Consider the following 26901-nt stretch of genomic DNA (forward strand, 5'->3'; position numbering starts at 1 on the left):
CTCTGCTACAAAGCAGAGTTTACGAACTAATTTGTTCTTGGAGCGAAATCTTTTTTTCATCTCCTACAATAACAATCGATTCTGAAGGTTTCGTTACTTCTAATCTCTTAATATAGTGTCCATCTAATTTTTTTACGCAAAATTTATAATTTTCAATCTCAATGGTATCACCCTCGGAAATCTCAATATTTTTTGTTAGGATCCAACCGCCAATCGTATCGACATCATCGTCGTCAATAGTCAAACCTAATAATGCGTTCACTTCACTAACAAGTACTTTTCCCTCTAAAATCGTTTTCGTCTCACTAACTTGTTGGATTTCCGGTTGTTCATCAGTATCGAACTCATCTTGAATATCCCCTACAATTTCTTCTAAAATATCTTCAACGGTTACAAGGCCTGATGTACCACCATATTCATCAATTAATATAGCGATATGTGTTCTTTCTCTTTGCATTTTTAAAAATAGATCATGAATCGGGATAGATTCAATAACTAAAATAATTGGCCTAATATATTGCTCCACTGTCTTTTCACTAACAACTCGGTGCTTCACAAAATCTGTAAATATATCTTTAAAATTCACAAAGCCTATTACATGGTCCTTATCACCATCAACAACCGGATACCTCGTATATTTTTCATGAGACATTTTTTGTAAAGCCTCTTCAGCAGGCATTTCTTTATTTAAAATATTCATCTCTGTTCGTGGTACCATTATTTCTTTCGCAATACGATCATCAAATTCAAATATTTTATTCACATACTTATATTCAGATTGATTAATCTCACCATTTTTATAACTTTCTGAAACTAACAACCGCAATTCTTCTTCTGAATGCACTTCATCATGCCCTTTTGGTGGTTTCAACCCAAGAAACTTTGTAATTAACCGAGCTGATCCATTTAAAATCCAAATGAATGGGAATGCAATACGATAAAACAAAATGAGTGGCTTAGCAACAAAGAAACTCACTTGTTCTGCTTTTTGAATCGCAAATGTTTTTGGAGCTAACTCTCCTACTACCACATGGAAAAATGTGATAAACAAAAATACTAAAATTATAGCTAAAATGTCTGCGAGTTGAGTAGGGACGTTCCAATTTGCAAACAACACATCAAACATGTGCTTTAGCGCAGGTTTACCAGACCACCCAATCCCAAGAGCTGTAACAGTTATTCCTAATTGACAAGCTGATAAATATTCGTCTAAGTTTGTAATGATTGTTTTGACAGATATTGCACGATTATTTCCTTTTGCAATTAAATAGTCAATTCGTGAACTCCTCACTTTAACAATTGCAAATTCTGCTGCAACGAAAAATGCCGTTAAGGCAATTAAAACAATCACTATACTTATACTATATATGTCCAAATACTTTTCCTTACTTACAATGTAAGCAAGGAAGCCACCTCCTACTTAAATTTATTCAAGTGAAGTAAGCATTCTTATACTCTAATAAAATTCTACATTAGTAACCACCTTTTTATATATTATATGCATACATAAAAAAGATATTTATAATTATGATAATCTAATTAGCTTATTATCGTCAAACCATAATAAGCCCAATTTTCCGATAACTAAAATGATCTATATAAATAGTATGTGCTAAACAGCTGAACTTCGTGAAAAAACACTTTCTTTGCCGATTCCACACTTCTTTTGTCACACCTGAAGGGAACTTGCTACATAACTAGAAATCATTCAACAGGATATATATAGGAGGGATTATTTTGGAATATAAAACACCATTTATCGCAAAGAAATTAGGTGTTAGCCCAAAGGCTGTTGTCCGGATTGCACAACAATTAAATCTTACGATTAAAAAAAATAAATATGGTCATTTTATTTTCACACAAGGTGATTTAGATCTAATGTTAGAATACCATCGCTCTCAAATGGACCAGCCTCAAAACTCTCAAACTACTCAAAAACCATCTTCAAATGATGTAGAAAAATTAAAAACTCAAGTAAACACAATTGTTCAAAACACATCATCGAATGATTTTGAGCAATTAACAGCTCAATTTACCACAATTACGAGAAGACTAGATCGAATGGAAGAACAAATGCAAGATAAAGCAAATGATGTCGTTACATACCAACTTTTACAACATCGCCGCGAAATAGAGGAAATGTTAGAACGAATTCAAAAACTAGAAGCTGCCCTAAAAAAAGAAGAACCAATATACATTACTCCTGATGCAAAACCAACATATGAAAGAGAAAAGAAACCGAAGCGTCGTAAAATGATTTTTAGTATATTTGGACTATAATATTGTAGACCCTTATTCTGAGAATAAGGGTCTACTTTTTGTATGAAAACAGATGCCTGTAATAAGTAACTCTTCTTCATACTATACATATTCATATATTTTCATTTTGTTAACATAATATTTTTACTGTATTCTGCAATAAGTGCCTGCGCATGAGCATTCCCTTGAATAATATCACGGAATTCTTTCAAAGAATACAGATGTGTAGCCCCTTTTCGAGCATGAATTCGCACTGGTACACCTTGTAAAGTATCATGAAACTGGAATGGACTATCTATCGGTTCGATTGGAAAACCGAGTGTAAGTAAATACATATACATTCTTTTTGTAACTGCTGCAATATACCATTCCGCTTTCGTCTCTAACGCATGCATAAATAAAATAGCTGCCAGCCTTTTGAAATGTCCTCTCCCCCGAGACGTTTTCGCAATACTTAACTTTCCTATTTCATACACATTTTTCAAATCTTTCACTAAATCATTTTTAGAAAACGGATAGAAAAACTCAGAATTTGATTGTTCAGGTACTGTAAACTTAATACATTCTACTGTACCAATATGATGTTCATCTTCTATTAATAAAAATCGTGATGGGTTTAAATTACGTTCTACAAACATTAAGTTTCTTTCTTCACAAAAATCTCCCCACAGTTGCTCGAACCAAAAATGCTCTTCCTTTGTTTGAACACGCTGGAACATATTTAACCGCCTTTCCCATCGCCGCTCTGTTTTTGATAACGCTTTCACTTACTATCATATAAGAACAAATCTTCGTATGCAACTAAAAATATTTATGTCTTATTATATTCTGCAAAACGAATTAAATTCCTACTTATTAGTCATTAATACACATGCAAAACCCCTTAATTCCCCATACTGTTACAAACATAACAAGATTCAATTACTCTAATAAAAAAATGATAATCACTATCAAGTTCGAACCGTATAATGTGTCTTTCCGTACTGCATATAATTCTTCTTAACCTAAAGAAATCCTTCATTAAAAAGGATTTCTTTTACATTTTATTACTTTTTAACCATTTCTCAAAAATTTGAATCATCCCATGCTTCCCAGCCAACTTCTCTTCTCCTTGTTTCGTTTTATATGGATATAGTTGTAAAAACACTCCACATCCAGATTCAATTTTTTTACTATGCATATGGCTACCTGGATATACACAAATCACTTCATAAATCGCTCTTCGCTTAAAAATTCGTTTACCATTCTGTTCTTCTACATACTTAATAGACCAGTATTTATACATTTGCTCCGTTGCTTTCGTATTACCGACAGGCTGAAAAATATTGTACATAGGGCTGTATTTCACTTCGATAATAATAGAAGATTTATATACATACTTCTCTTCTTCCTTTACATAACAATCTAAACGAATATCCGGCTTCTTTGTGTCCTCTCCGTTATAAAAATTACTTCCTTTGCTTAGTGCAATAAGAGGGTGTGTTTCAATTAAATCATTAAACGCGACGTGCACTTTTATATCATCTCGATGTAAAATCACTGTCGTTCCATCTTGTAATCCGTCTAAATAAAAATGTTCTTGTATTTGTTCACGAATAGGATTCTTATCTTCAAATCCGATTTGTTCTAATATAGAAATAACGATAAAAAAAGCGTAATACTCATACACTAAAAACGTTGGTTTATATACGAATAATAAAGATGGAGGTTGCTCCGTATGTTGCGGTAACAATTCTAAATGGTGGATTAATTGTTGATGCGGTATAGATAAAGTGTTCGAATTAATGGTAGCTGTTTCAGAAACTTCCCTCCAAAATGGAGAATACAATAAATTTCGAAAGTATTGCACACTTTCATATACGATATGAGCTAATATTTTATATTCTTGTATTTTCACAGAACTTTTCCGTAAATCTGCTTCTTTCAGTAAATGTAGATTTCTATATTTTTGTTTTTCCCTATCCGTCACGGATCCATTTCGTTCAATCGTTTTCATAATTGTTTTAACAGCTTGAAATTCATCTGACTTTTTCTTCTTTTCTCCTTCTAGTATTTCAATAGTTTTACGTACAAAAATTTCTGCTTCAAGTAAATAATAATAGAATTGCATCGTTTTAAATTTAAGAAATGCATTTTCAATACTATTTTTTTGCTCCTTAAATTTACGGTTGTAATATTTCGCATAAAGCTTTCTTTCTGTCATAATGGCAGTTTTTCTCGTTGCCTTCCGCGCTTTCGTTTCCCATTCATATTCGTGTACAAATTCCGCATTCGATTCTACTTTCTTAAAAATTTGTTTTATTCTTTTCATTTTTTGTGGCAACTTTCTTAACAATACCAAATAAGAAGAATCTTCAATATCGCTAAGTGCTGAGAAAGTTTTCTTGTAATAACCTCTATCTAAAATTAACTCGTTTAAAATTGACTTCACATAATCTTGAATCATTTCAAATTGGTCATCAAAAAAGTTTTTAGGAACCACTTGAAACGCACCATAATAAGTTTTATCTTCTATACGCACTTCAAAATGGTATAAGCCACAGCGCCACGGATAAAAAAATTCAGTTTTTCCATGTTCATACACTAATACTCTTTGTTTTTTTTCATTTAATTCATATTGTGACTCTTTTATATTCTTTTGTCCCTCATATACTTTATTCCATATGAATGTAATGTCCATTGGATTTTGATAATGGAAATGTAATTTCAGTGGTTTTAATTCCTGTACTTTATAAATACATTGAACTAATGCTGTAGTAGACGTACAAAGCCGGTTTAAAAGGATAAAATCGCCTTTCCCCTCAGTACCAATAATTAGCTTCAATACAAACGGGAGCGTTTCTTTCGTATCGACGATTGCTGTTTCATAACGCTCCTCATTTTGCATAGCCATACAGCTCCAGTTCTCTACGCTTTTGTCTTATATAAGCTAAAGAATGTTCAAATGTAGATACACGATTTGCAAGCGGAGACTGTAAAAGTGGTATCAATGTCGCTCCCCTTTTTGCTTCTTCAGAAAGTAGAGGGCCCACTGTCATTTCTGTCCCCCTTAATTTCGTTAATACACGCTGCTTTATTTGCAAATCAAAACCTTCTTCCCTGCTAATCATATAAGACTGATTATTTTGGAACGGTATATTTTGCAAATACGTAGCGATTGCGCTTGCACATCGGAAAGAAATTCCTTTTGATATATCGTGTGATGATAATACATCATGTAACTTATCCAATAACTCTAATTCCTCTTCAGTATACACTTCGATCATCTCTTTATTCCTAAACCAATTGAGTCGAAATTCTCCCGTTGTTACTTTCAGCGGAGGTTGCTGAACAACTTTCTCATGTTCTATACTCATCTCGCAAAACGGAATTTTTTGTAATGTAATCAAATTTGTTCGATCTAATAATCGATCGGAAAGCTCTTTCGTCGTTTCATCAAAATTTACAGTGCCTACGAAAATAATATTCTCACCAATTTCCACTGAAGGTGGAATTTGATTTTCTATTTCTTGTACTTTCTCATACAAACTCAAAATACGATTTTTCTTTTCAAGTTGAAGAACGGATAGAAACGGAGTAAACCAATGCTCAATATGTGACATGTTCATTTCATCGAACACAATTATATACAATTGATTTGGATTTTCTTTAGCCTTTAACAATGTCCGAACTAACTTCGTTTCACTTTCAATAAAATTACCATTCGGATGAAGGTAACCGAGAATATCATGTGGTTCTTGATACGATGGTGAAATCGGAATCCAAATTAATTCTTCCCCATAACGTAAACCAAGTGATTCTGCATAAGCTTGCACAAAGCGTGATTTCCCAACACCTGGTATACCACCAACAATTGTTAACATATTGGTTTTAATACTAATGTGAAAATTATATATATCTGTATCATCCAAATATAACCCTTTATTACGAACCATACTTTGTACATACTGCAAAAAAGAGGATTCACGCTCATCCCATTCCCAGTCATCCTTTTGCATTTTAATATCTTCTACTTCAACTAACTTACCTTCTTCAGCAATTCGTTTATTTAGTTGGTCATACACATTTTCACTTACAAAATATAAATGATCATCTACTGCTATTTCTACATGTTTCATCCAATCGTTTATTTCAATATATTTGCATTCTTTTCTTTGCTCAAAATATGAAATTGAACTTATTGATGATTTTAACGATAAATTTCCATATAGCCTTCCTTCATGCCACAATAATTCTGGAGGCTCAAAGTCTTTTGGTAATTTAGGCATAAGAAATGATAAATAACCGTTGCTTAACTTCCGTTCCAAAGACGCTCTCTTTTTATAATTTGAGACCTTTGGTGAAGGAATCACTTTATATGAAGATGCTATTTCCCGAGGCTCTTCTGTGCATATTAATTCCAGAAATAAATTTCCACGATCATAATAAAGACGAAACATAACCAGTTGCTTTTCTAATTTATGCTTCTTTAAATCAGTAAAGATTTTTTCATTCTTTTTATTACTGCATAATCCTTCAAACAAATATTTTCCAGTCGGAAATAACTCTTGTAAAGTTAAAGGTATTGAAGAAAGACATTGTACAAAGAAATTTTCTCCATTCTTCTCTCCCTCAGCTTTTGCAAACTTCCCAATAAACCTCATATAATACATTCGCTTTATAAAACTTGGATGAAGAGCTTTATGTAATTTCAACGTAGTCACCTTCTTTTTTTCATACTATTCTTATTGTATGAACTACAATCTAAAACTAGAAATAAAAAACCTGACGTCATCCGTCAGGTTCAAAATTAAAACGTATATTAATGAGAAGGAAATGCTTTTTTTTCTTGTAAAATGGCATTATGAGCGATTTTCATTTTAGCAAGTACGTACCGTAATCGATCTTCGGCATTTTCATCTTTATTTTGCTGCAAACTCGCCAAATTCTCTACAGAACTCGCTAAATTTTCAATCACGCCTCGAAGTTCAGGATGATGATTAAAAAAAGATTCTTGTACTAATACTTTCCTTAAATCACTAGCTAAATCCATAATTCTAGACAACTGTTCTTTTTCTTCCATTTTCATCCCTCCTGAATATCTTATGTATTAAATATTCTCTAGACAAGGAAAAAAGCCCTTTAAATTAAAAGGACTTTTACATTTTTATAGTTCCTGTCAGTAACATATAAAGTGATGTAATAGCTGCAATAACAATTGCCCACATCACATATCGCTCTTTGCCTGCAAAACAACGATTCCCTTTTTCTTTTCTTGCAAACATATACACGAGAATCCCAATACCATATACGATTGAAACAAGCAATAAATTCTTTAAACCAGCTGCATAAATTAACCATACAGAGTATAGGGAAGCAATTAATGCTAACAATCCATTTTTTACTCTCGCAACTTTCAGCTCTTTCGTGATGACTAATTTCAATTGAAATAGCGCTGATAATAAGTACGGCAGTAATATAGATGTTGACGCAATAAAATACATAATTTGATATGTCGATTGTGAAAACAGAACGATTATAAATATAGTTTGGGCAACGATATTTGAAATCCACAATGCCATATGCGGCGTTTGTTTCTTATTTGTTTTCGTAAAGACTTTCGGAAACACGCCGTCTTTTCCTGCTACGTGAGAAATTTCAGAAACAAGTAAAAACCAGCCAATTAATGTACCTACAAGTGACGCAACTAATCCAATATTAATTGCCATTGCACCCCATGGCCCAACAACATGTTCTAATACATGTCCCATTGAAGGAGTCTCTAATACTGAAAGTTCTTTTCTTGTCATGGCTCCCATTGACAGAACAGAAATTAAAATATAAATAGACATTACTAAAATAAGTCCAAGTACTGTCGCTTTTCCAACGTCTCTACTATTTTTAGCTCTTCCTGATAATACAACTGCTCCTTCAACCCCAATGAACACCCAAAGGGTTACAAGCATTGTATTTTTCACTTGACCTAGTACAGAGGAAACTGAGATAGTTCCTTCGCCCCAAAAATCATGTGTAAATGTATCCCAGCGAAACGCTGTTACCATCACGACAATAAATAATAAAATCGGAACTAATTTCCCAATCGTTGCGATAACATTCATAATGGAAGCTTCACGAATTCCAAATAAAATTAGAAAATGCAATGTCCATAATAAAAGTGATGCACCTACGATTGACGCAACATTATTTCCGCCTTTAAAAATTGGGAAGAAGTAACCTAATGTACTAAACAGTAACATAATTGTTGCAACATTCCCTAAAATCCCTGCTAGCCAGTATCCCCAAGCACTGTTAAAACCAATATATTCACCGAATCCAGCTCGTGCATAACTATAAATTCCGCCCTCAAGCTCCGGTTTTTGTCTTGCTAACGTTTGATATACGAGCGCAAGTGGAATCATTCCCATTGCTGTAATACACCAACCAATTATCGTTGCACCACTATTTGCTCCTACTGCTAAATCATGCGGTAAACTAAAAACACCGCCACCAACCATCGTTCCAACTACTAATGCGATTAACGGAAAAAATCCTAACTTCTTTTCTATTTGTACCACCCCATCTGTCATTCTAGGTGTTATGTTCGTTCAACTATTAAAGTCACCTTTTTCTCTAATAGACGTTTCTCTTATATTTTTTCAGGAAAACATTACTTATTCTAAAAGAAAATGAAGAAAAATGGAATACTTTTTTGAAAAAATGTATAAGTATGCACAAAAAAACCGTTCATTTTGTAATGAACGGTCATTTCATACATATAAAATTGTATATTTATTGTAAAATTAACGAAGTAACTTCTCTTTTTGTAAAAATTGTTTTGCGACTTCTTCGCTACTTTTCCCATTCACATTTACTTCATAATTCATTTTTCTCATTTCTTCATCTGTAATCTTTCCAGATAATTCATTTAATACTTTTTCGAGTTCAGGATATTTCTGTAACGTCTCTTTTCTTAATAACGGTGCTCCTTGATAAGGCGGGAATAGTCCTTTATCATCTTTTAGCACTTTAAGCCCATATTGCTCCAATTCACTATCTGTTGAATATGCATCGATTACGTTAACATCTCCCGATTGTATTGCACTATAGCGCAGTTTCGGTTCCATCGTTTTAACATTTGAAAACTTATAGTTATATAATTTTTGCATTCCTTTATAACCATCTTCACGATCAGCAAATTCTAATGTAAATCCTACTTTAGCTTCCTGTGCAATTTTTCCTAAATCAGAAATTGTATTTATGTTATTTTGATCTGCTATTTTTTTCGGCATGGCTAGTGCGTATGTATTGTTATACTCCATTGGCTTTAACATAACCATATTATATTTCTTTTCCATTCCAATACGAGCTTGTTCATATACTTCATCACGATTTGTACTTTTCGGTTCTTCTTTCACGAAAGTAGATAAAGCTGTACCTGAAAATTCTGGGTATATATCTACTTCACCTGATTTTAACGCTTCGAATACAAATGCTGTTTTTCCAAGGCCTGGCTTTAATTCCACTTGTAAATCTGTATCCTGTTCAATAAGTTGCTTGTACATTTGAATTAATATTTCTGGTTCAGATCCAAGTTTACCAGCAATAACTATGTCTTTCTTTTCGGTATTCCAAAGAAATGGAGCAGCTATCATTACTACAACTATACATATCGTCAATATAACGCGCTTAGAAGAGCGTTTCGGGCTCTCAAGTATGCGAAGTACTATATCAAAGAATAAAGCGAGTAACGCAGCTGGTACGGCCCCTAAAATGATAAGCGCATGGTCATTTCGATCTATACCTAATAATATGAGCTTACCGAGCCCACCAGCGCCTATTAAAGCAGCTAATGTAGCCGTTCCAACAATTAATACCATCGCTGTACGAATACCGGCCATAATAATTGGCAATGCGAGCGGAAGCTCTACCTTCCATAATCTTTTCCAGCTATTCATCCCCATAGCTCTCGCCGCTTCTATAAGTGATTCATCTAATTCCCGTATTCCTGTATATGTATTTCGTAAAATAGGTAATAGTGCATACACAACTAATGCGATTATAGCTGGCAGTTTTCCAATTCCTACTAACGGAATTAATAGTCCAAGTAAAGCAAGTGAGGGCACTGTCTGCATAACAGCAGAAGTCCCTATAATAAATTCAGCCATTCGTTCTTTTCTCGTTAATATAATGCCGAGCGGCACTGCAATAATTACTGCAAAAAATAGTGAAATAAGCGATATTTGTAAATGCTCACTTAATGCACTTAGCAATTCTACTTTTCGTTCTTGGAACGTTTGAATAAAATCAGTCACTGTTTAGCCTCTTTCCTTCATTTGTTCAACAATGTAATTGACAATATGACGACTTGTTAACGCTCCAACATATTGACCATGCTCTTCAACCGGCACTGACTCTTCAGTTTGTAAGCGGACTAGTGCTTCTTGTAATGACGAATGTAAAGATAAAGCATTCCCTTCAACTCGTATACTCTCGTCTAGCGGCAATACCTCTTCTATACTCTTCCCCTCATACCAAGGTCGTCCACGATTTCCAATGAACTCCTCTACAAACTCATTTTTCGGGTTATGTATAATTCCTTCTGGTGTATCTAATTGAACAACTTTTCCTTCTTTCATTACACAAATACGATCACCAAGTGATAAAGCCTCTCGCATATCGTGCGTTACAAACACGATTGTTTTTTGAATCTTTTTTTGCAGTTGTACGATATCCTTCTGAAGCTGCTCCCTACTTAACGGATCTAACGCACTAAATGGTTCGTCCATAAGTACAATTTTCGGGTTTGCGGCTAATGCCCGTACGACACCAACACGTTGTTTCTGTCCTCCCGACAATTCATCTGGCATGCGATCACGATATACATCTGGATCGAGCCCAACCATCTGTAGCAAGTCATCGACACGTGCTTTTATTTCCTTTTTGGTCCATTTTCTCATTTCAGGGACAACTGCAATATTTTCAGCAATTGTCATATGTGGAAACAGCGCAATCTGCTGCAACACGTACCCTATATTCCAACGTAGTTCGTTTATGTTATATTGTTGAATATCTTTTCCATCGATTAAAATTGATCCTTCCGTCGTTTCAATTAAACGGTTAATCATCTTCATTGTCGTTGTTTTCCCGCAACCACTCGGACCAATGAGAACAAAAAATTCTCCTTTTTTAATTTCTAAATGTAATGAATCCACTGCTTTTGTGCCATCTTCATACGCTTTTGACACATGATTAAATTGAATCACAGACACAACTCCTTTCATGTTGTTTCCTTTATTTTGATGGAATATAGCATTCATTTCAAATGATACGCTTTATTATACAAAAAAAGAGCTCTCATTTGAGCTCTAACGGTCGAACAATATTGTTTTCATAATTGCAGCATATTCACGCACATACGCTTTTTTCTTAGAGCGTCTCGGTGTTTCAGCAGCCAAAGCTTCCATCTTTATCCCTAAACGCTTTGCAATTATTTTCGTTCGATATAAATGATACGTATTACTTACAACTACCGCATGCTTTACATCATATAAATCCATACTAAACTTTAAATTTTCATACGTATTTGTAGAGCGGTCTTCAATTAAAATACGATTCTCATCTATACCATGTACCATTAAATAGTTTCTCATACTGTGAGCTTCCGGTATATCTTCATCTTCCCCTTGACCACCTGAAACAATTACTTTCACCTCAGGGTGAGCATGTAAATATTCCAACGCTATATCCAAACGATTTTGAAGAGATAAAGACGGTCTATCTCCAAATAACTTTGCACCTAATATAAGAACGTATGGAGAGTGATTACTCAATGTTTCACGAGCAACTTTATTCATTCGAAACGTCATATAAATGATGTATAGCGGAGGTAGTAATAAGATTATAAGCAATATCCATTTGTTCATAAATAAGTTAACACTCCCTTTCTTTTTATTATATAGAAAAAGAAAAGGAGGCAGAAGTATTTTTTAAACAATTGATTTATTAGACACATTCGCTTCCGTTTTACGTTTTGAAATTACATAATAAAAAGCAATCCCTAATGATAGGATCAATATACAGCTCAGTACATAAAACGGGATCATTACCCCTGCTTTAGATACGCCTGCCGTAAACAACATTAATAATACAATTCGAATTCCTGTGCCAATTAATCGAAATAAGCTGTCCACACGTCCCATTACTTCGTTTGGGATTTCTTCCATCATCAATACATTTCTCGCCACTCGTGTTCCAGCATTTCCAATCGCATGGAAAATCGCAAGTCCATATAATAACATAATGGAAGGCTCAATAATCATTGCGGTAATTGAAATTACATAAATAACCATCGTCATAACGATTGAAATTTCTATTTTGACATATTTCATCATGATTGGAATACTTATTCCCGCAATAACAGCCCCAACACCATACATCATACCTTCTATCGCGTATACAGAGGCACTAGCTTTGAGTATATCTGAAATATAAACTGGGATTAAATAATTTGCCATCATAACACCGATAAACGGCATATAAGTGGCAAGTAAAAACCAAAAGAACTTAGGGCGATTTTTCATAAAGTGAATTCCTTCGAACAATTGCTTCTTAAATGTTACTTTCCGTTTTACTTCTTTTTTCTTTACATACGGTATACATATGAAAAGAAAAAATGCTCCTGCAAAAGTTAACATATCCACTAACAAGATCCATTTCAAAGAAATAATCTCAATTAAAAAGCTAGCAGCCGCTCCTGAAATAACTTGCGTTAATTGTCCTTGTATCTCCATCGTGCCACTTAAACTTTTATAATGTTCAGATTGAAATATTTCTTGGTTGAATGCAAAAATTGTAGGATAGAATAATAGATAATAGAAAGAACCTGCTATATAAATAATAATGTAATGAATAGAATTGTATGATTGCCCAGCAAATCCCCAAATAGCCATCATTCCTATAATCGCTATCCCAATACCTTCGTTACATAACAACAAAGATTTTCTTGAAAAACGATCTATACTTTGCCCAATAAATGGCGTTAATAAAAACATTATGAGAGTCGCAACGATAGAAACATAACCAAACGTTGTCTCTCCTCCACTTTCCTTAATTAACAACCACGGAATCGTTATCATAACAATCCCGGAACCAATAGCGGATAAACTATTGGCTCCTAGAATGTAATACAAGCGAGAATCATGATAAAGAGAGGACATATCACTCAACTCCTAATTGTTTTTTCACCTCTTTATATACGCTCATATATGCTTTTAATTCTTTAACTAAATCATGAATTAATGGTTTTGCATCTTCTCCAAGTTCACTATCTTGCACATGTAATCCATCAAGCACGACTTGTTTTGGAATTGCGTTTGCGTAAACGCCTCTAGCGACAGTGCGCATACTATTTAATGCGTTTATTCCCCCTTTACCTCCTCCAGCAACTGCTAGTAATGCGACAGGCTTATGGATGAATTCACTGCTACTTAAGTAATCTAACGAATTTTTCAGCGCTCCACTCATCGCATTATGATATTCTGGTGTACATAGTACTACTCCGTCTGCTGCTTTCACTAAAGCTTTTAATTTTTTTACTGCCTCTAATTCACGTTGTGATTCTTCCCCATTATATAAAGGCAATTCCGCTACTGCTAAATCGTATAACTCCCCTTCAAATTGCTCTGCAATATATTTTGCCACAACGCGAGTTCTACCGAACTTTCTTGGTGTACCGTTAATAACGACTAGTTTCATAATTATTTCTCCCCTTTGTTTTCAAGTTATATTTATATATTATCAGAAATTTCTATACAAAACACAGTAAAAAGAGGGAAAAACTTTCATTAAATAGTATGAGAAATAAAAAAAACTCATACTTTCGTATGAGTTTCACAAAACTAATATTTCCTATTTTTTCACAACCTCATGTCCACCGAATTGATTACGAAGTGCAGAAACCACTTTTCCGTGGAATGTATCATCTTCTTGTGAACGGTAGCGCATAAATAATGACATAGCGATAACTGGTGCTGCAGCTTGTAATTCAAGCGCAGTTTCAACAGTCCATCTCCCTTCTCCTGAAGAGTTCATTACACCTTTAATACCATCAAGTTTCGGATCATCTGCAAATGCCTTTTCAGTTAAGTCCATTAACCAACCACGGATAACTGATCCATTTGCCCATACTTTTGCAACATCTTCATAATTGAAATCAAAATCACTTTTATCTAGTACTTCAAATCCTTCAGCGATTGCTTGCATCATTCCGTATTCAATACCGTTGTGAACCATTTTTAAGAAATGCCCACTACCGACGCGGCCTGCATATGAATAACCGTTTTCTACTGCTAAGTCTTTAAATAAAGGTTCTAGTTGATCATAAATTACTTTTTCTCCACCAACCATTAAGCACGCACCGTATCTAGCTCCTTCCACACCACCTGATGTACCGATATCTACGTAATGTAAGCCAAAGCTTTTCGCTTCTTCAGCACGACGCAACGTATCTTTATAGAATGAATTTCCACCTTCAATAACGATATCGCCTTCCTCTAATAATGGATATATATCTTTTAGTACTGACTCGACAACTTCTCCTGCAGGTACCATTACCCAAATTGTACGAGGTGCTTCTAGTTCAGCAATCATTTCTTTTAACGTATGACGAGCAGTAATCCCTAATTCCCCTGCCTTTTCAACAAGCTCATTATTTACATCGTATACAACTACTTCATGCTTGTCTTCATGTAAGTGTTCAGCTAATGGGAATCCCATTTTTCCTAATCCAATTAAACCTAGTTTCATATTAATCAATCTCCCATTCTATACAAATATATTTAATAACGAAATTAGCCCAAGTGCTACAACAGATAATATTGTCTCCATTGCAGTCCATGTTAATAATGTTTCTTTCACAGTCATTCCAAAATACTCTTTAATCATCCAAAATCCAGAATCATTTACATGCGATAAAATTAATGACCCTGCTCCTGTTGCAAGTGCCAGTAACTCTACATTAACTCCTGGTGTACTTGCTGCAATCGGTGCTACTATTCCTGCTGCTGTCATCATGGAAACAGTAGCAGAGCCCGTCGCGATTCGGATAAGTGCAGCAATCCCCCAACCTAATAATATCGGTGAAATATGCGATTCTTTCGCCATCTCCGCAATTGTAGTTCCGATCCCAGAATCTAATAACACTTTATTAAATGCGCCGCCTGCACCGATAACTAACAGTATGTTTGCAATTGGGCCTAAACAATCATTTGTAACTTGTAAGACTTTGTCTTTAGAAAACCCTTTTGCATAGCCAAGACTAAAGAAAGAATATATCGTTGCAATTAATAATGCCACTATTGGATCTCCAATAAAATGCAATACTTGTGCAAGTTGGCTTGTTTTATTTAATGCTACTTCCGCTATCGATGCACCTAGCATAAGAAATACTGGAAGTAAAATAGTAAACAATGTATTTCCGAAGCTAGGAAGTTCCTTCTTCTTATCTCTTTCAATAAATTGCTCCGCTATATCTAACGGTACTTCTTTATGTATACGAGCACCAATCCATTTCCCGTAAAGCGGACCTGCAATTATTGCAGTTGGAAGTCCGACAATTAATGCATACAAAATTGTCTTCCCTACATCTGCTTTAAATATACCTACCGCTGCCATAGCTGCTGGATGCGGTGGAACAAGTCCGTGTACAACCGAAAGACCTGCTACTAGCGGAATACCGATTGTAATAAGTGATACCCCTGTTTCTAACGCAATTGTAAATACTAACGGAATTAATAGTACAAATCCAACTTGGAAAAATACCGGAATCCCTACTATAAATGCAACGAACATCATTGCCCAGTGAACACGCTTTTTCCCAAAACGTCCAATTAATGTGTTAGCAATTCGTTCAGCACCGCCAGACTCAGCCATCATTTTTCCAAGCATTGTTCCTAAAGCTAAAACAATCGCCAAAAACCCTAACGTATTACCAAGACCTAATTTAATAGAATCGATAATCCCTGGATGTTGTGGTGAAGTTCCAATTAAGGGCATCCCCATTGCTAGCCCTACACCGATTGCTGTTAAAATTAACGCGACAAATGGATGCCATTTTACTACCGTAATTAGTAAAAGCAATATGACAACAGCCGCTAGTACGATTCCAACTACCATTTCTCCCAATCCCCCTATTGTTTACGTTGGAAAGCAGCTATACAATCAAATTCTTCTTTCAAACGATTGTAAAGTCGTTCATACATATAAAACATCTCTAAATATAAAGCCGTATTTTCTTTATTCGGTACATGGTGATGGACAATATCAATCCAATCCTTCACCTCTTCAAGCGAATCAATTTTCCCAATTGCATACAAAGCAAGTGCCGCTGCCCCAAGCGCAGATGCTTCATGACTTTCTGGAACAAGTAATTCTTTCCCCATCATGTCAGATAACATTTGTCTCCAAAATGCAGATTTCGCAAAGCCTCCTGAAACACGTATTTCAGTAAGTGGCCCTGTACAATCTCGAATGGCAAGTGCTACTGAATACACACTCATACAAACACCTTCCATAACTGCTCGTATAAAATGTTCTCGTTTATGCTGAAGGTTTATACCGAAGAATGTACCACGAGCATTTGCATTCCAGTAAGGTGCACGTTCCCCAGATAAAAACGGTAAAAATAGCAATCCTTCTGCTCCAGCTGGTACATTTTCTGCATACTTAATTAATAAATCATAAGGATCAATCCCAAGCTTCCTTGCAACTTCTTGCTCTGGACTACCGAATTCATCACGTAGCCATCTTAATAAAATCCCGCCATTATTCGTCGGTCCACCGATTACCCAGTGCTCATCTGTTAATGCGTAACAAAAAGTTCTTCCTTTTTCATCTGTATTAACACTTGATGAAATTGTTCGAACCGCACCACTTGTCCCAATCGTAATTGCAGCTGATCCAGGTGATATTGCACCGACACCTACATTTGCAAGAACACCATCACTCGCACCAATAACAACTGGAGTATCTTCATGAATGCCCATCTTTTGTGCTAATTCCGGTTTCATTCCCGATAAAATATATGTAGTTGGTACAGGTGTTGATAATTGTTCTGGTGACATATTTAACATAGTTAAAACATCTTCATCCCAGTTTAATGTTTCTAAATTAAATAACCCAGTAGCTGATGCGATTGAATGATCAACTACATAGCGTGAAAATAATTGATAAATGACATACTCTTTAATGGAAATAAATTTATAAGCAGTTCTGAATAAATCCGTTTCTTCTTCTTTCATCCACAGTAATTTAGAAAGTGGTGACATCGGATGAATTGGTGTACCAGTTCTTCTATAAATGTCATGACCATTCATTTGTTGTAATAGTTTTTCTGATTGCTTTGTGCTTCTATTATCTGCCCAAATAATAGAGCGCGTTAACGGCGCACCGTTTTCATCTACAGCAATTAAGGCATGCATCGCTGTACTAATACCGATTGAAGAAATATCTTCCGGTGACACATTACCCTTTTTAATGGCAACGCTTACAGTTTTATATACAGCAGCACATATTACATCAGGATCTTGCTCAGCCCATCCGACGTTCGGTTGAATAATTGGATAATCAATTGCATGTGAAGCAACGACTTTTCCTTTTTCAGTGAATACAACCGTTTTCGTACTTGTGGTACCGATGTCAACCCCGATTACTCTCCCCCTTGTTTCCATGCGAACCTTCCCTTCGTTTCTAGCAAAATACGATCTAGTAAACCGTTTACATGAATTAGTATATAAAATATTTTTTCATAAATCAAGTTATTAGAAGAAAATTTTTTTCGAATCAAAATGTACCTCTCATCTTCTAAATCATTCTCTTTATCTTTTTTAAATAACCTTTTTAATTTATCAAACATTCTTTCCCCTCCACCTAAAGATAATAATATATAAGTTCTCGTTTTCTTAGCTTGATGGACATAGGGCGTGGCTCCCTACTATCACTTTTTTACCTTGTAAATATATGTTCCATACTATAAAATCTAATAGTATTTATATTTTTCAGAAAAATCAAAACAGAATATAAACTTTATTGTATAATGTTGTAAAAAGATGTCGGAGGGATTTAATGTTAAATACAATATCTCAATTCACAATTAAGCTTTCATCAATTCTTTTATCACTCTTACTATTATTAAATTTACCTTATTTATTTATCACTCAACAAGGATTTACCTTTCAACCAATTTACTTTTTTAATCAGATCGTTACTATGTTAAAAGAGGTTTTCTCCCCTGAATCATTAGTGGTTATCGGATCAGACCCGAAATTTGGTAGTTTCAAAAAAACACCATTATTTCCAACTGTTTTAGAACCTTACCTATATTCATTTACTGTATTATTTATAGCCTTTTTGCTTGCACTCTTTCTATCATCTAGTATGGCATTTTTTTATTTTTTAGCAAAAGATTATATAAAAAAATGGATAAACCGAATTGTATTCATATTAGAAGCTATCCCTGATATGATGATGATGATTTGTTTGCAAATATTTTTCATATGGGTACTTCAGAAATTCGGGGAATCTCCTGTCACCATTATTTCTTTTAATGAAAATCGAGCTTATTTACTCCCTATTTTATCTTTAGCAGTCTTACCTACATTACAAATGTTTCGGATGATGGTGTTATACATAAAAGAAGAACATGAAAAACATTACGTAGAGGTTGCATATGGAAAAGGACTTTCATCAAGTTATATACTTTGCATTCATTTATTCAAAAATATATCTATCCACTTCTTTCACCATTTAAAAACGATTTTTGTTTTCTTACTTTCTAACTTATTCATTTTAGAATTTGTTTTTAATATGGAAGGCATTATTCAATTTTTATTTAAGAAGGCGTTTATTTCACCCCCAGCTGCATTTATCATACTTGTTATGATTATTTTACCGTTTTATACCATTTTTCAAATAATCTCATTCATGATGAATAGATGGAAAAAGCAATTGAAAGGAGCAGCATTATGAAATCTATTTGGAAATCAAAACGATTTTTAATCGGCTTTACTTATCTATTCATACTTGTTTCAGCTAGTTTTATTTATAGTTGGTTCTTTAAAGATAACATCCCAAAACCTCCTCAGTTACTTTACAATGACAATAACGAATTACTTGGAAAGGCCCCCTTTTCGCCATCGTTAATGCCGCCTTTTGGATCTGATCGTTTTGGAGAGTCTGTTTTCTTACAAATTGTAGAAGGAGCAAAATTCACCATTTTATTAGCCGTGGCAATTAGCTTCTTTCGAATTCTATTCGGAACATGTATAGGAATCCTCTTAAGTTTATACGCTCCAAAATTCAAGAGATTTTTCCAGTCATGCTCAGAAGTTTTTTATTATATTCCAACTCTATTTATCGCATTTATACTCATCACGCCCGTTAATATTGTAATCACATCAAACGCTGATAGATTAGACCCAAATATTTCATTTATGTTTTATCAAGTACTCGTACTTATTTTCGTCGCTCTACCTACACTTTCTTTATATATATCCTCAGAGGTTGATGAATTTATGAAACAAGATTACATTTTAAGTTCTCAATTGCTGGGTGCTAGCCGTTTTCATATTATCAAAAAACACTTACGAGTCTTATTACTTGATCGCTTATTTGTGTTATTCATGGAACATATCGTCCAAACACTCATACTCGTTATCCATCTAGCGTTGCTTAACATTGTAATTGGCGGGATACAAATGCGGGAACTCTATGACGGAGTGCCCAAACCTGTTTCTCTATCTAATGATTGGGCAGGTCTTATTGGATTAAATCGTTATGAAATGAATCTTTCATGGTGGATTATTTTTTATACTCTCGTTTCATTCTTTATTACAATTCTTTTTATTAAGCTTATGACAATCGGAATTCAAGATGCACTGAAAGCAAGAGATTCGCAAGTTGTAGCAATTCAAACCGTTCCAGATCATAAAAAATTTGTTGAAAATAAAGATTCTTTTTCGTTTGCAAATAAAGTGAATTTTTAATCATGTCTCATCAATCAAGTATTAATTGGCATTGATATTAGTAGAATATAAAAAAGATGATCCCTATTGAATACGAGGGATCATCTTTTTTATGCCGTCTAACTTTTTTACATGTCCTTTGCTAGACTCATGCTTTTTATATTTAAAATGAATTATTTACAATCACAATTATGCTGTTTAAAATCGATTACCATACGTCCTTGAATTCTACCTTGTTCCATTTCTTCGAATACATTTTGTACTTTTTCTAGAGAACACGTTTGAACAACCGGCACTACTTTTCCTTCTGCGCCGAACATAAATGCCTCCTCCAGATCCTTACGAGTACCAACTAGAGAACCAACTACTTCAATCCCGTCTAATACAAGTCGTGGAATGTTTAAATCCATAGTTTCTACTGGTAAACCTACCGCAACTACTTTACCGCAAGCACGTACTGCATCAACTGCTGAGTTGAAAGCTACTTTAGAAACTGCTGTTACTACAGCAGCATAAGCACCACCAAACTCCTCTTGAACAATTTTATCAGCAGGACCTTGAGAAATTGGATTGATAGTCATATCAGCACCAACTTCTTTTGCTAAGGCTAATTTGTCGTCATTGATATCTACTGCAATTACCTTTGCACCAAATACGTTTTTAGCATATTGGATAGCTAAGTTTCCTAATCCACCGCAACCATAGATTACGATAGGTTGACCAGGTTTAATGTCTGATACTTTTATAGCTTTATATGTAGTTACGCCCGCACATGTGATTGATGATGCTTGAGCAGGATCTAATCCTTCTGGTACCTTCACCGCATAATCAGCTGTAACAATACATTGTTCAGCCATACCACCATCTACTGAATAACCAGCATTTTTCACTTCACGGCAGAATGTTTCTCTACCCGTTACGCAATATTCACAACGTCCACAAGATTGGAACATCCATGCAATACTTACACGGTCACCTATCTTTAGTGAAGTAACATCATCAGCAATTTTAGTAACAATACCTACCCCCTCATGACCAAGGATGCGGCCATCGGTGTTTCCAAAATCATGATTTGCAACGTGTAAATCAGTGTGGCAAACTCCACAATACTCTACATCTACTAGCGCTTCACCCGAATGTAGCGAACGTAATTCCTTTTCAATAACTTCAATGTTTGCTTTGCTGTTTTTATTAACTACTACTGCTTTCATATGTGATCTCCCCTTTAGTGTTTTAGAGTTTTAATGAGTTTATCTCACAACTACTGTCCTCACTATTTTGGCTAATTATTGTGCCAAATCTAAGTGTTCAATCATCATTACAGGTTCATCATAACATGGAATTTCATAAGATTATTGTGAAATATTGAACAATATTTGAATTATTAACCAAGTATTTTCTTACTATATTTGAAAGGAAAACTGAAATTCCATCATATTTACATTGAAATTTATCAGGCATTTCTTTTTGGTTTATATGCAAAGAATATAGAGGTTTAAAAAATATTTTTTAAGCTTGGGAGATTATAAGTAATATATTTCTATAGACAATTAGAACCATTAAATCTAGCGGATATATCAACAACTATTCACCAATATAAAAAGCCTTCTATTATTATATTTAGGTCATACACTTTAGACTCAATAAAATCAAAGACAGGAACATATTTGTTCCTGTCTTTTTATAATGTGGTGGGACCCCGCATCCATCTATTTAAGAAATTTCTCCTATAATCCCTAGTATAAAAACGGAATAATTCGCCAAGTCTTGGACTGATATTGTTTATATTGTTCACCAAACAGCGTAATAAGAATTCTCTCTTCAATTTTTATACGATACGAATACACAAGGAAAAATAAAATAATATTTATGATAATGGCAATGAATGAAGATATAGCAAATCCTAAAAAGGTCAAAAAAGACCCTAAATAACCAGGATGGCGAACATATTTATATAGACCGTTTTGAATTAACTTATGTCCCCCTTGCATTCCGACATTCCTACTGTAAAATCTTCCTAAGATTTTCATTGAAGAAAATCTTATCCATACACCAATTAGCCCGATAATAACACCCAAAAACAGCAATGAATTAATCTTATTTACTGTAATGAAATACATAATCTCTGGAATGGTTAACATCAATGCAAAAACTACTCCGATAAAAAAACTAGAACCACGATTTTGTTTTTCTTCTTTAACAGGTGAACTTCTATAAAATTCTAATAATAAATACAGAAAAATAGGTAAATACGCTATGAGAAACATAATTCTTTTTCCCTTCAATAAAAGTATTTTATAATTAACTCACTTATTTTTATCAATTAGGTCACAAAATTTGGAGATTCCTTCAGAAATAGCTAATTACTCTTCCTTGTTCAATGCCTTTATTTTTGCAAGTAATGGCACAAAATAATCAGAGATTAACTTTTCAATATAGTCTTTAACTTGTTCTAAAATGTAAAGACATGTATATCCCCGATCTAATTTATCAGTTTTTCGTTCTACTAAATTTTGTTTTTCTAATCGGTCTATTACTAAGCTACTGATGTAACAGGTACCCCCTCTGAATCCACTAGTAGGAAAGCTTTTCTTTTTACCAATGTTTATTTCTTTAACCCTCATTAAAACACTCTCCGAGGCTTTGTCCCCCTCCCAAAAGCCAAACAAACGATTCAAATTCCATATCTACATTATACTAATCGAATTGAATATTCATTCTTTTTATTCATTATGTAAATAAAAAGGATAATCAGCCCCGTAATGGACTAACTACCCTATAAGTTATTATCTAAATTTAACATTTGAAGAGCCCTTTATATTCGTTTCATCGAAATTGTTTCACGTATACTTTGTAAATTTTGTAGTGTTTCCTCTTGTCGCTGCAATGACAATCCCACATACAAAGTATCTAATAAACTAAGCTGCGCTAATCGTGACGAACTTGCTTCTGTACGAAATTCCGTCTCACGCGTCGAAGTATATAGTGTTATATGAGCAAGTTGGCTTAATGCCGATTTTTGATAGCTTGTAATCGCAATAATGCGAGCCCCTCTTGCTTTCGCTACTTCTAATGCTTCAAGTAATCCTTTATTACTGCCCGAATGAGAAATTGCAATGACCACCGCTTCTTTTGTCAGCAAGCCAGCTCCCATAATTTGAAAATGTGAATCCGTATGAGCAATACAAGAAATACCCGTTCTCATAAACTTATGATAAGCATCCATCGCAATAATACCCGAACCACCATTTCCATAAAACTCAATTCGTTTCGCTTCATTCAGCGCACTTACTGCCTGTTCCAACGCGTTATCATTTAACAAATGTAATGTATCTTGCAGTCCTGTAATATGTGAATGAAAAACTTTTTTAGCAACAGTGACCATATTATCTTCTACCGATACTTCCTCATGAATATTTTGCATCGGGGTATGTACAATCTCACGAGCTAATGTAATTTTCAGGTCTTGAAACCCTTGAAAACCTAGGTGTTTGCATAAGCGGAATATCGTTGCTTCAGAACTATTCGTAACTTCCGCTAACTCCGTAATTGATTTATGTACAACATCTTGTGGATGTTTCAAAATATGTTCGGCAATACTTCGTAATTTCGGTGATAAACCATTTAACGAAGCCTGAATCTTTCCAATCCCACTTTTTGTACCAGGCATATCGTATCTTCCCCTTCCATAGTAGCTATATTGTACCTAATAATCGAAAGAAGAAACACCTTTATTTAGCGATTTTATTTGCTCCTATGTATTCTACCGTAACATATGACACAATTATTCATACTTATTTCTAGTTTTCCCCATGCTTTACTGCGTATAATGCAGCTTGTGTACGATCATCTACTTCTAATTTAGCCAATACGTTAGAAACGTGTGTTTTCACAGTTTGTTCTGTAATATGAAGCTCTGCTGCAATCTCCTTATTGCTTCTTCCTTTCGCAATTTCACGAAGTACTTCTTGTTCCCTTTTTGTTAACATAGAAAAAGGATTCTCTTTTTCTTTCTTGACTGCTGATCGTCCTAATAGTGCTGGTGTTACTTTCGGGTGAAAATTTGCATTTCCTTGATATACCGCAACGATTGACGCAACAAGTTGATCTGGCTGCACTTCTTTTAATTGATAACCATCTGCCCCAGCTTCTAATGCTGGTAAAACATAATCTTGTTCTGAAAAACTACTGAGCATAAGTATCTTTATCGTCTCATCGTATTGTTTTATACGTTTTGTCGCTTCAATACCATCCATTTTCGGCATTGATAAATCCATTAATACTACATCTGGCCTTTCTGTTTGGACGAATGTTAATGCTTCTTCACCATTTTCTGCTTCCCCAATAATTTCAAATTCTTCTCTCGTCTTCAAAAAAAATACAAGTCCCCTTCGAACGATATGATGATCTTCTACAAGTAATAATTTAATTTTCACAGACGTTCTCCCTCTCAAACCGGTAATTGAATTTCTATCTTCGTTCCCTTTTCTGGTTCTGCTTTTATTCGAAAAATCCCCCTCATTAATTCAATTCGTTCTTTCATACTTTTCAAGCCAAGTGCGGACTCTCTTACTTGATCCTGTATAAATCCTATTCCGTTATCTTCTATGTAAAAGTGCAGCTTATTATCTTCAATCCTTAAATGAACACATACTTTTTCACACGAAGCATGCTTTTTACAATTATGTAATGCCTCTTGGCTTATACGCCATAAAACTTCTTCTATTTCATCTTCAATTAAAACCATTCCATCAATTCGAACTTCCACTTGAATCCCTAACAGTTTTCCGTAATTTTGTATCGCTTCTGCTAAACCTTTCTCTAATCCTTCAGGCCTTAATTGCCAAATCAAAAGTGTCATCTCTTGTAATGCTTCCTGTGATAATTCTCCAATATAACTTAACATCTCTTGCAAGTCTCTATCCTTCGTCATATTTAGAGTCCCTTTCGCTGTTAGCATAATTGAAAATAACAATTGTTTAACGGAATCATGTAAATCACGAGCCAATCGATTTCTTTCAGCTACAACTACATATTTCCGTTCTTTCTCAACTAATTCAATACGTTGTATTGTCGTTCCAATTTGAAATGCAATCGCTTCTAATAACGCTAACTCTTCCTCAGAAAAATGTGTTTTATGGGGCGAGGCAACATTTAATAGACCAAATTTCTCTGATCCAGATCTTAGTGGGATTGTCGCATGATGTGTAACATCTTCGGTCTCTCCCCAATTACATTCAATCGCATCCTCTATTCGTTTACATTCAATAATATTTGTCGCTTTTTCCAATCTTCCGTTCACAAAACGTTCTACACACCAACAATCTCCTTCACACATCGGCTTCTTTTCTTGCCACATAAGAGCTGGTGGTAAGTTTTGGTCTACAAGCATACGATGCTTTCCACTTTTATCAATAAAGAATATCCAGCCTGTTTGTAAATTCATAACTTGTAATAATGTATGTAACACTTTTTCTAACATTTCCTGTAAGTTTGTCGCTTCATTTAGTAACTCAGCAATTTCTTTTAATGCTTCTAAACGATGCATCTCTTTTTCATCTATGTTCATTCTCATCACCAACTACCATTATAACATTAAGAAATTTCTAAATACTACAAACAAAAAAGAGCTGAATTCCTTCAACTCTTTTTCAGGAGATATCCCCTACAGTTCATTCAAATCCAAATTCTAAATAAAAACAGAAATTAGCTAGTTTTCTTTAACTGTCTGATAAAGATTGTCCCCCATGAATATGCTGTAAACTTTCAGTGTTAACGAACATATTCGCTGCTGGCATTTGCACTTGATTTTTATGGAACATAGACATTAATTCAAATCTTACTTGTCTGGAAGTTTCAAAATAATCTTCAGGTTTAATCAAACCTGTAATACAAAATTCATATCCAACATATTTAAGGTTAGGATTTAAGTCTGTAACTCCAACATATTTAAATGGTTCAACAGCTTCATCATCTACTCTATAAAGATTTTGGTCCAATTTTTCATTACAAATAACACATACTTCTTCTAACAATTCCTTAACTCTTGTAGGATCTTCCTGATAACTTACCGTGATGCGTTCAATAACTCGCATCCACCCTTTATTAAAATTCTGTATCGTTCTAATCTCTCCATGTGGTATGGTAAGGAGCTTCCCTGACCATTCACGAATTTGCATAAAACGAATACTAATTTCCTCAATAGTTCCTGAATTTGTTCCGTTAAAAGTTACAAAATCGCCAACACGAAACTCTTTGTCCGCTAATCTTGCGAAGCCTAATATGACATCTTTTAGCATCTGTTGTGCAGCAAAACCGATGACAACTCCCGCTATCCCTGCACCTGCAATAATACTTTTTATATCTACAAATTGACTAATTAAATATATGATCAGACTGATGATAATGATATATCTAAAAATAGATCGAATAACACTTTGAATCGTCTGCTCTACCTCTTCATCAAAAAAGCTTGATTTTTTAAAAAACCAATCAATAATGCGGTTTATGACAAAAGAAATAATGATAAGAACTAAAGCAAATAGTAAAAATCTTAAAAGTAAAAACTCCCTTACATAATTAAAAAACTCCTCAGTATACGTTAATAAACTCATCCATCCACTTCCTTACTAATGAAAATTTCATG

At 34.4% G+C, this 26901-nt stretch carries 25 protein-coding genes; 3 read left to right on the forward strand and 22 right to left on the reverse strand.

The window, feature by feature from the left end; all coding sequences use genetic code 11:
- Positions 1 to 19: 19 nt before the first annotated feature.
- Positions 20 to 1375, reverse strand: a complete 1356-nt coding sequence (locus ABH957_RS18685) for a hemolysin family protein (RefSeq protein ID WP_002127238.1) — start codon at positions 1373 to 1375, stop codon at positions 20 to 22.
- A gap of 362 nt (positions 1376 to 1737) precedes the next feature.
- Here ABH957_RS18685 and racA point away from each other — a divergent pair, with 362 nt between their 5' ends.
- Positions 1738 to 2280, forward strand: coding sequence for a chromosome-anchoring protein RacA (racA, locus tag ABH957_RS18690; RefSeq protein WP_002012665.1), 543 nt, complete (start codon positions 1738 to 1740; stop codon positions 2278 to 2280).
- Positions 2281 to 2381: 101 nt separating this feature from the next.
- Here racA and ABH957_RS18695 read toward each other — a convergent pair whose 3' ends face one another.
- The 14 genes from ABH957_RS18695 to ABH957_RS18760 all read right to left on the reverse strand — a co-directional run bounded on the left by ABH957_RS18695 (position 2382) and on the right by ABH957_RS18760 (position 18148).
- Positions 2382 to 2978 carry a hypothetical protein gene (locus ABH957_RS18695; RefSeq protein ID WP_002085820.1) on the reverse strand — a complete coding sequence of 199 codons (597 nt, stop codon included), beginning with the start codon at positions 2976 to 2978 and terminating at the stop codon, positions 2382 to 2384.
- Between the two features lie 317 nt (positions 2979 to 3295).
- Positions 3296 to 5146 carry a hypothetical protein gene (locus ABH957_RS18700; RefSeq protein ID WP_002136129.1) on the reverse strand — a complete coding sequence of 617 codons (1851 nt, stop codon included), beginning with the start codon at positions 5144 to 5146 and terminating at the stop codon, positions 3296 to 3298.
- On the reverse strand, positions 5136 to 6953 hold the full coding sequence (locus ABH957_RS18705; RefSeq protein ID WP_002012669.1) for an AAA family ATPase: 1818 nt from the start codon (positions 6951 to 6953) through the stop codon (positions 5136 to 5138). Before ABH957_RS18705 ends, ABH957_RS18700 begins: the two co-directional genes overlap by 11 nt.
- 107 nt (positions 6954 to 7060) lie before the next feature.
- Positions 7061 to 7321, reverse strand: a complete 261-nt coding sequence (locus ABH957_RS18710; protein WP_002085825.1) for a hypothetical protein — start codon at positions 7319 to 7321, stop codon at positions 7061 to 7063.
- A 76-nt stretch (positions 7322 to 7397) separates the two neighbouring features.
- Positions 7398 to 8825 carry a basic amino acid/polyamine antiporter gene (locus ABH957_RS18715; protein ID WP_002085826.1) on the reverse strand — a complete coding sequence of 476 codons (1428 nt, stop codon included), beginning with the start codon at positions 8823 to 8825 and terminating at the stop codon, positions 7398 to 7400.
- 213 nt (positions 8826 to 9038) lie between these two features.
- On the reverse strand, positions 9039 to 10550 hold the full coding sequence (locus tag ABH957_RS18720; RefSeq protein WP_002127232.1) for an ABC transporter permease/substrate-binding protein: 1512 nt from the start codon (positions 10548 to 10550) through the stop codon (positions 9039 to 9041).
- A 3-nt stretch (positions 10551 to 10553) separates the two neighbouring features.
- Positions 10554 to 11501 (reverse strand): ABC transporter ATP-binding protein, encoded by a 948-nt coding sequence (locus ABH957_RS18725; RefSeq protein ID WP_404511991.1) that lies wholly within the window; start codon positions 11499 to 11501, stop codon positions 10554 to 10556.
- 102 nt (positions 11502 to 11603) lie between these two features.
- Positions 11604 to 12161 (reverse strand): YdcF family protein, encoded by a 558-nt coding sequence (locus tag ABH957_RS18730; RefSeq protein ID WP_002127228.1) that lies wholly within the window; start codon positions 12159 to 12161, stop codon positions 11604 to 11606.
- Positions 12162 to 12224: 63 nt separating this feature from the next.
- Positions 12225 to 13454 (reverse strand): MFS transporter, encoded by a 1230-nt coding sequence (locus tag ABH957_RS18735; RefSeq protein ID WP_404442950.1) that lies wholly within the window; start codon positions 13452 to 13454, stop codon positions 12225 to 12227.
- 1 nt (position 13455) lies between these two features.
- Positions 13456 to 13992 carry an NADPH-dependent FMN reductase gene (locus ABH957_RS18740; RefSeq protein WP_002031805.1) on the reverse strand — a complete coding sequence of 179 codons (537 nt, stop codon included), beginning with the start codon at positions 13990 to 13992 and terminating at the stop codon, positions 13456 to 13458.
- 153 nt (positions 13993 to 14145) lie between these two features.
- Complete coding sequence (gene gnd / locus ABH957_RS18745) at positions 14146 to 15042, reverse strand: phosphogluconate dehydrogenase (NAD(+)-dependent, decarboxylating) (protein ID WP_404511993.1); 897 nt, start codon at positions 15040 to 15042, stop codon at positions 14146 to 14148.
- An 18-nt stretch (positions 15043 to 15060) separates the two neighbouring features.
- A complete protein-coding gene (locus ABH957_RS18750; RefSeq protein ID WP_002165883.1) occupies positions 15061 to 16410 on the reverse strand; it encodes a GntP family permease in 1350 nt (449 codons plus the stop codon).
- Positions 16411 to 16424: 14 nt separating this feature from the next.
- On the reverse strand, positions 16425 to 17963 hold the full coding sequence (gene gntK / locus ABH957_RS18755) for a gluconokinase (RefSeq protein ID WP_404455097.1): 1539 nt from the start codon (positions 17961 to 17963) through the stop codon (positions 16425 to 16427).
- A complete protein-coding gene (locus ABH957_RS18760; protein WP_404455095.1) occupies positions 17942 to 18148 on the reverse strand; it encodes a hypothetical protein in 207 nt (68 codons plus the stop codon). The genes gntK and ABH957_RS18760 overlap by 22 nt, the downstream gene beginning before the upstream one ends.
- Positions 18149 to 18357: 209 nt before the next feature.
- Here ABH957_RS18760 and ABH957_RS18765 point away from each other — a divergent pair, with 209 nt between their 5' ends.
- Together ABH957_RS18765 and ABH957_RS18770 are read left to right on the forward strand one after the other, a co-directional pair.
- Entirely contained in the window at positions 18358 to 19260 is a 903-nt protein-coding gene (locus tag ABH957_RS18765; RefSeq protein ID WP_404455092.1) for an ABC transporter permease subunit, read from the forward strand.
- Complete coding sequence (locus ABH957_RS18770) at positions 19257 to 20276, forward strand: ABC transporter permease (protein WP_404455089.1); 1020 nt, start codon at positions 19257 to 19259, stop codon at positions 20274 to 20276. The genes ABH957_RS18765 and ABH957_RS18770 overlap by 4 nt, the downstream gene beginning before the upstream one ends.
- A gap of 152 nt (positions 20277 to 20428) precedes the next feature.
- Here the strand turns inward: ABH957_RS18770 and adhP are convergent, their stop codons facing one another.
- The 7 genes from adhP to ABH957_RS18805 all read right to left on the reverse strand — a co-directional run bounded on the left by adhP (position 20429) and on the right by ABH957_RS18805 (position 26869).
- On the reverse strand, positions 20429 to 21466 hold the full coding sequence (gene adhP / locus ABH957_RS18775; protein ID WP_404455085.1) for an alcohol dehydrogenase AdhP: 1038 nt from the start codon (positions 21464 to 21466) through the stop codon (positions 20429 to 20431).
- Positions 21467 to 21991: 525 nt separating this feature from the next.
- The gene (locus tag ABH957_RS18780) at positions 21992 to 22522 is read right to left on the reverse strand and encodes a methyltransferase family protein (RefSeq protein WP_404442975.1); all 531 of its coding nucleotides are present in this window, start codon (positions 22520 to 22522) and stop codon (positions 21992 to 21994) included.
- Positions 22523 to 22618: 96 nt separating this feature from the next.
- Entirely contained in the window at positions 22619 to 22933 is a 315-nt protein-coding gene (locus ABH957_RS18785; RefSeq protein WP_404511995.1) for a hypothetical protein, read from the reverse strand.
- 137 nt (positions 22934 to 23070) lie between these two features.
- Positions 23071 to 23925 carry a MurR/RpiR family transcriptional regulator gene (locus tag ABH957_RS18790; RefSeq protein ID WP_001119626.1) on the reverse strand — a complete coding sequence of 285 codons (855 nt, stop codon included), beginning with the start codon at positions 23923 to 23925 and terminating at the stop codon, positions 23071 to 23073.
- A gap of 130 nt (positions 23926 to 24055) precedes the next feature.
- Entirely contained in the window at positions 24056 to 24691 is a 636-nt protein-coding gene (locus tag ABH957_RS18795) for a response regulator (protein WP_071745187.1), read from the reverse strand.
- Between the two features lie 14 nt (positions 24692 to 24705).
- Positions 24706 to 25824 (reverse strand): GAF domain-containing sensor histidine kinase, encoded by a 1119-nt coding sequence (locus ABH957_RS18800; RefSeq protein ID WP_002141640.1) that lies wholly within the window; start codon positions 25822 to 25824, stop codon positions 24706 to 24708.
- A 151-nt stretch (positions 25825 to 25975) separates the two neighbouring features.
- Complete coding sequence (locus tag ABH957_RS18805) at positions 25976 to 26869, reverse strand: mechanosensitive ion channel family protein (protein ID WP_002141639.1); 894 nt, start codon at positions 26867 to 26869, stop codon at positions 25976 to 25978.
- Positions 26870 to 26901 lie beyond the last annotated feature (32 nt).

The sequence above is a fragment of the Bacillus sp. RC242 genome (assembly GCF_044908245.1).
Classification (GTDB): Bacteria; Bacillota; Bacilli; order Bacillales; family Bacillaceae_G; genus Bacillus_A; species Bacillus_A mycoides.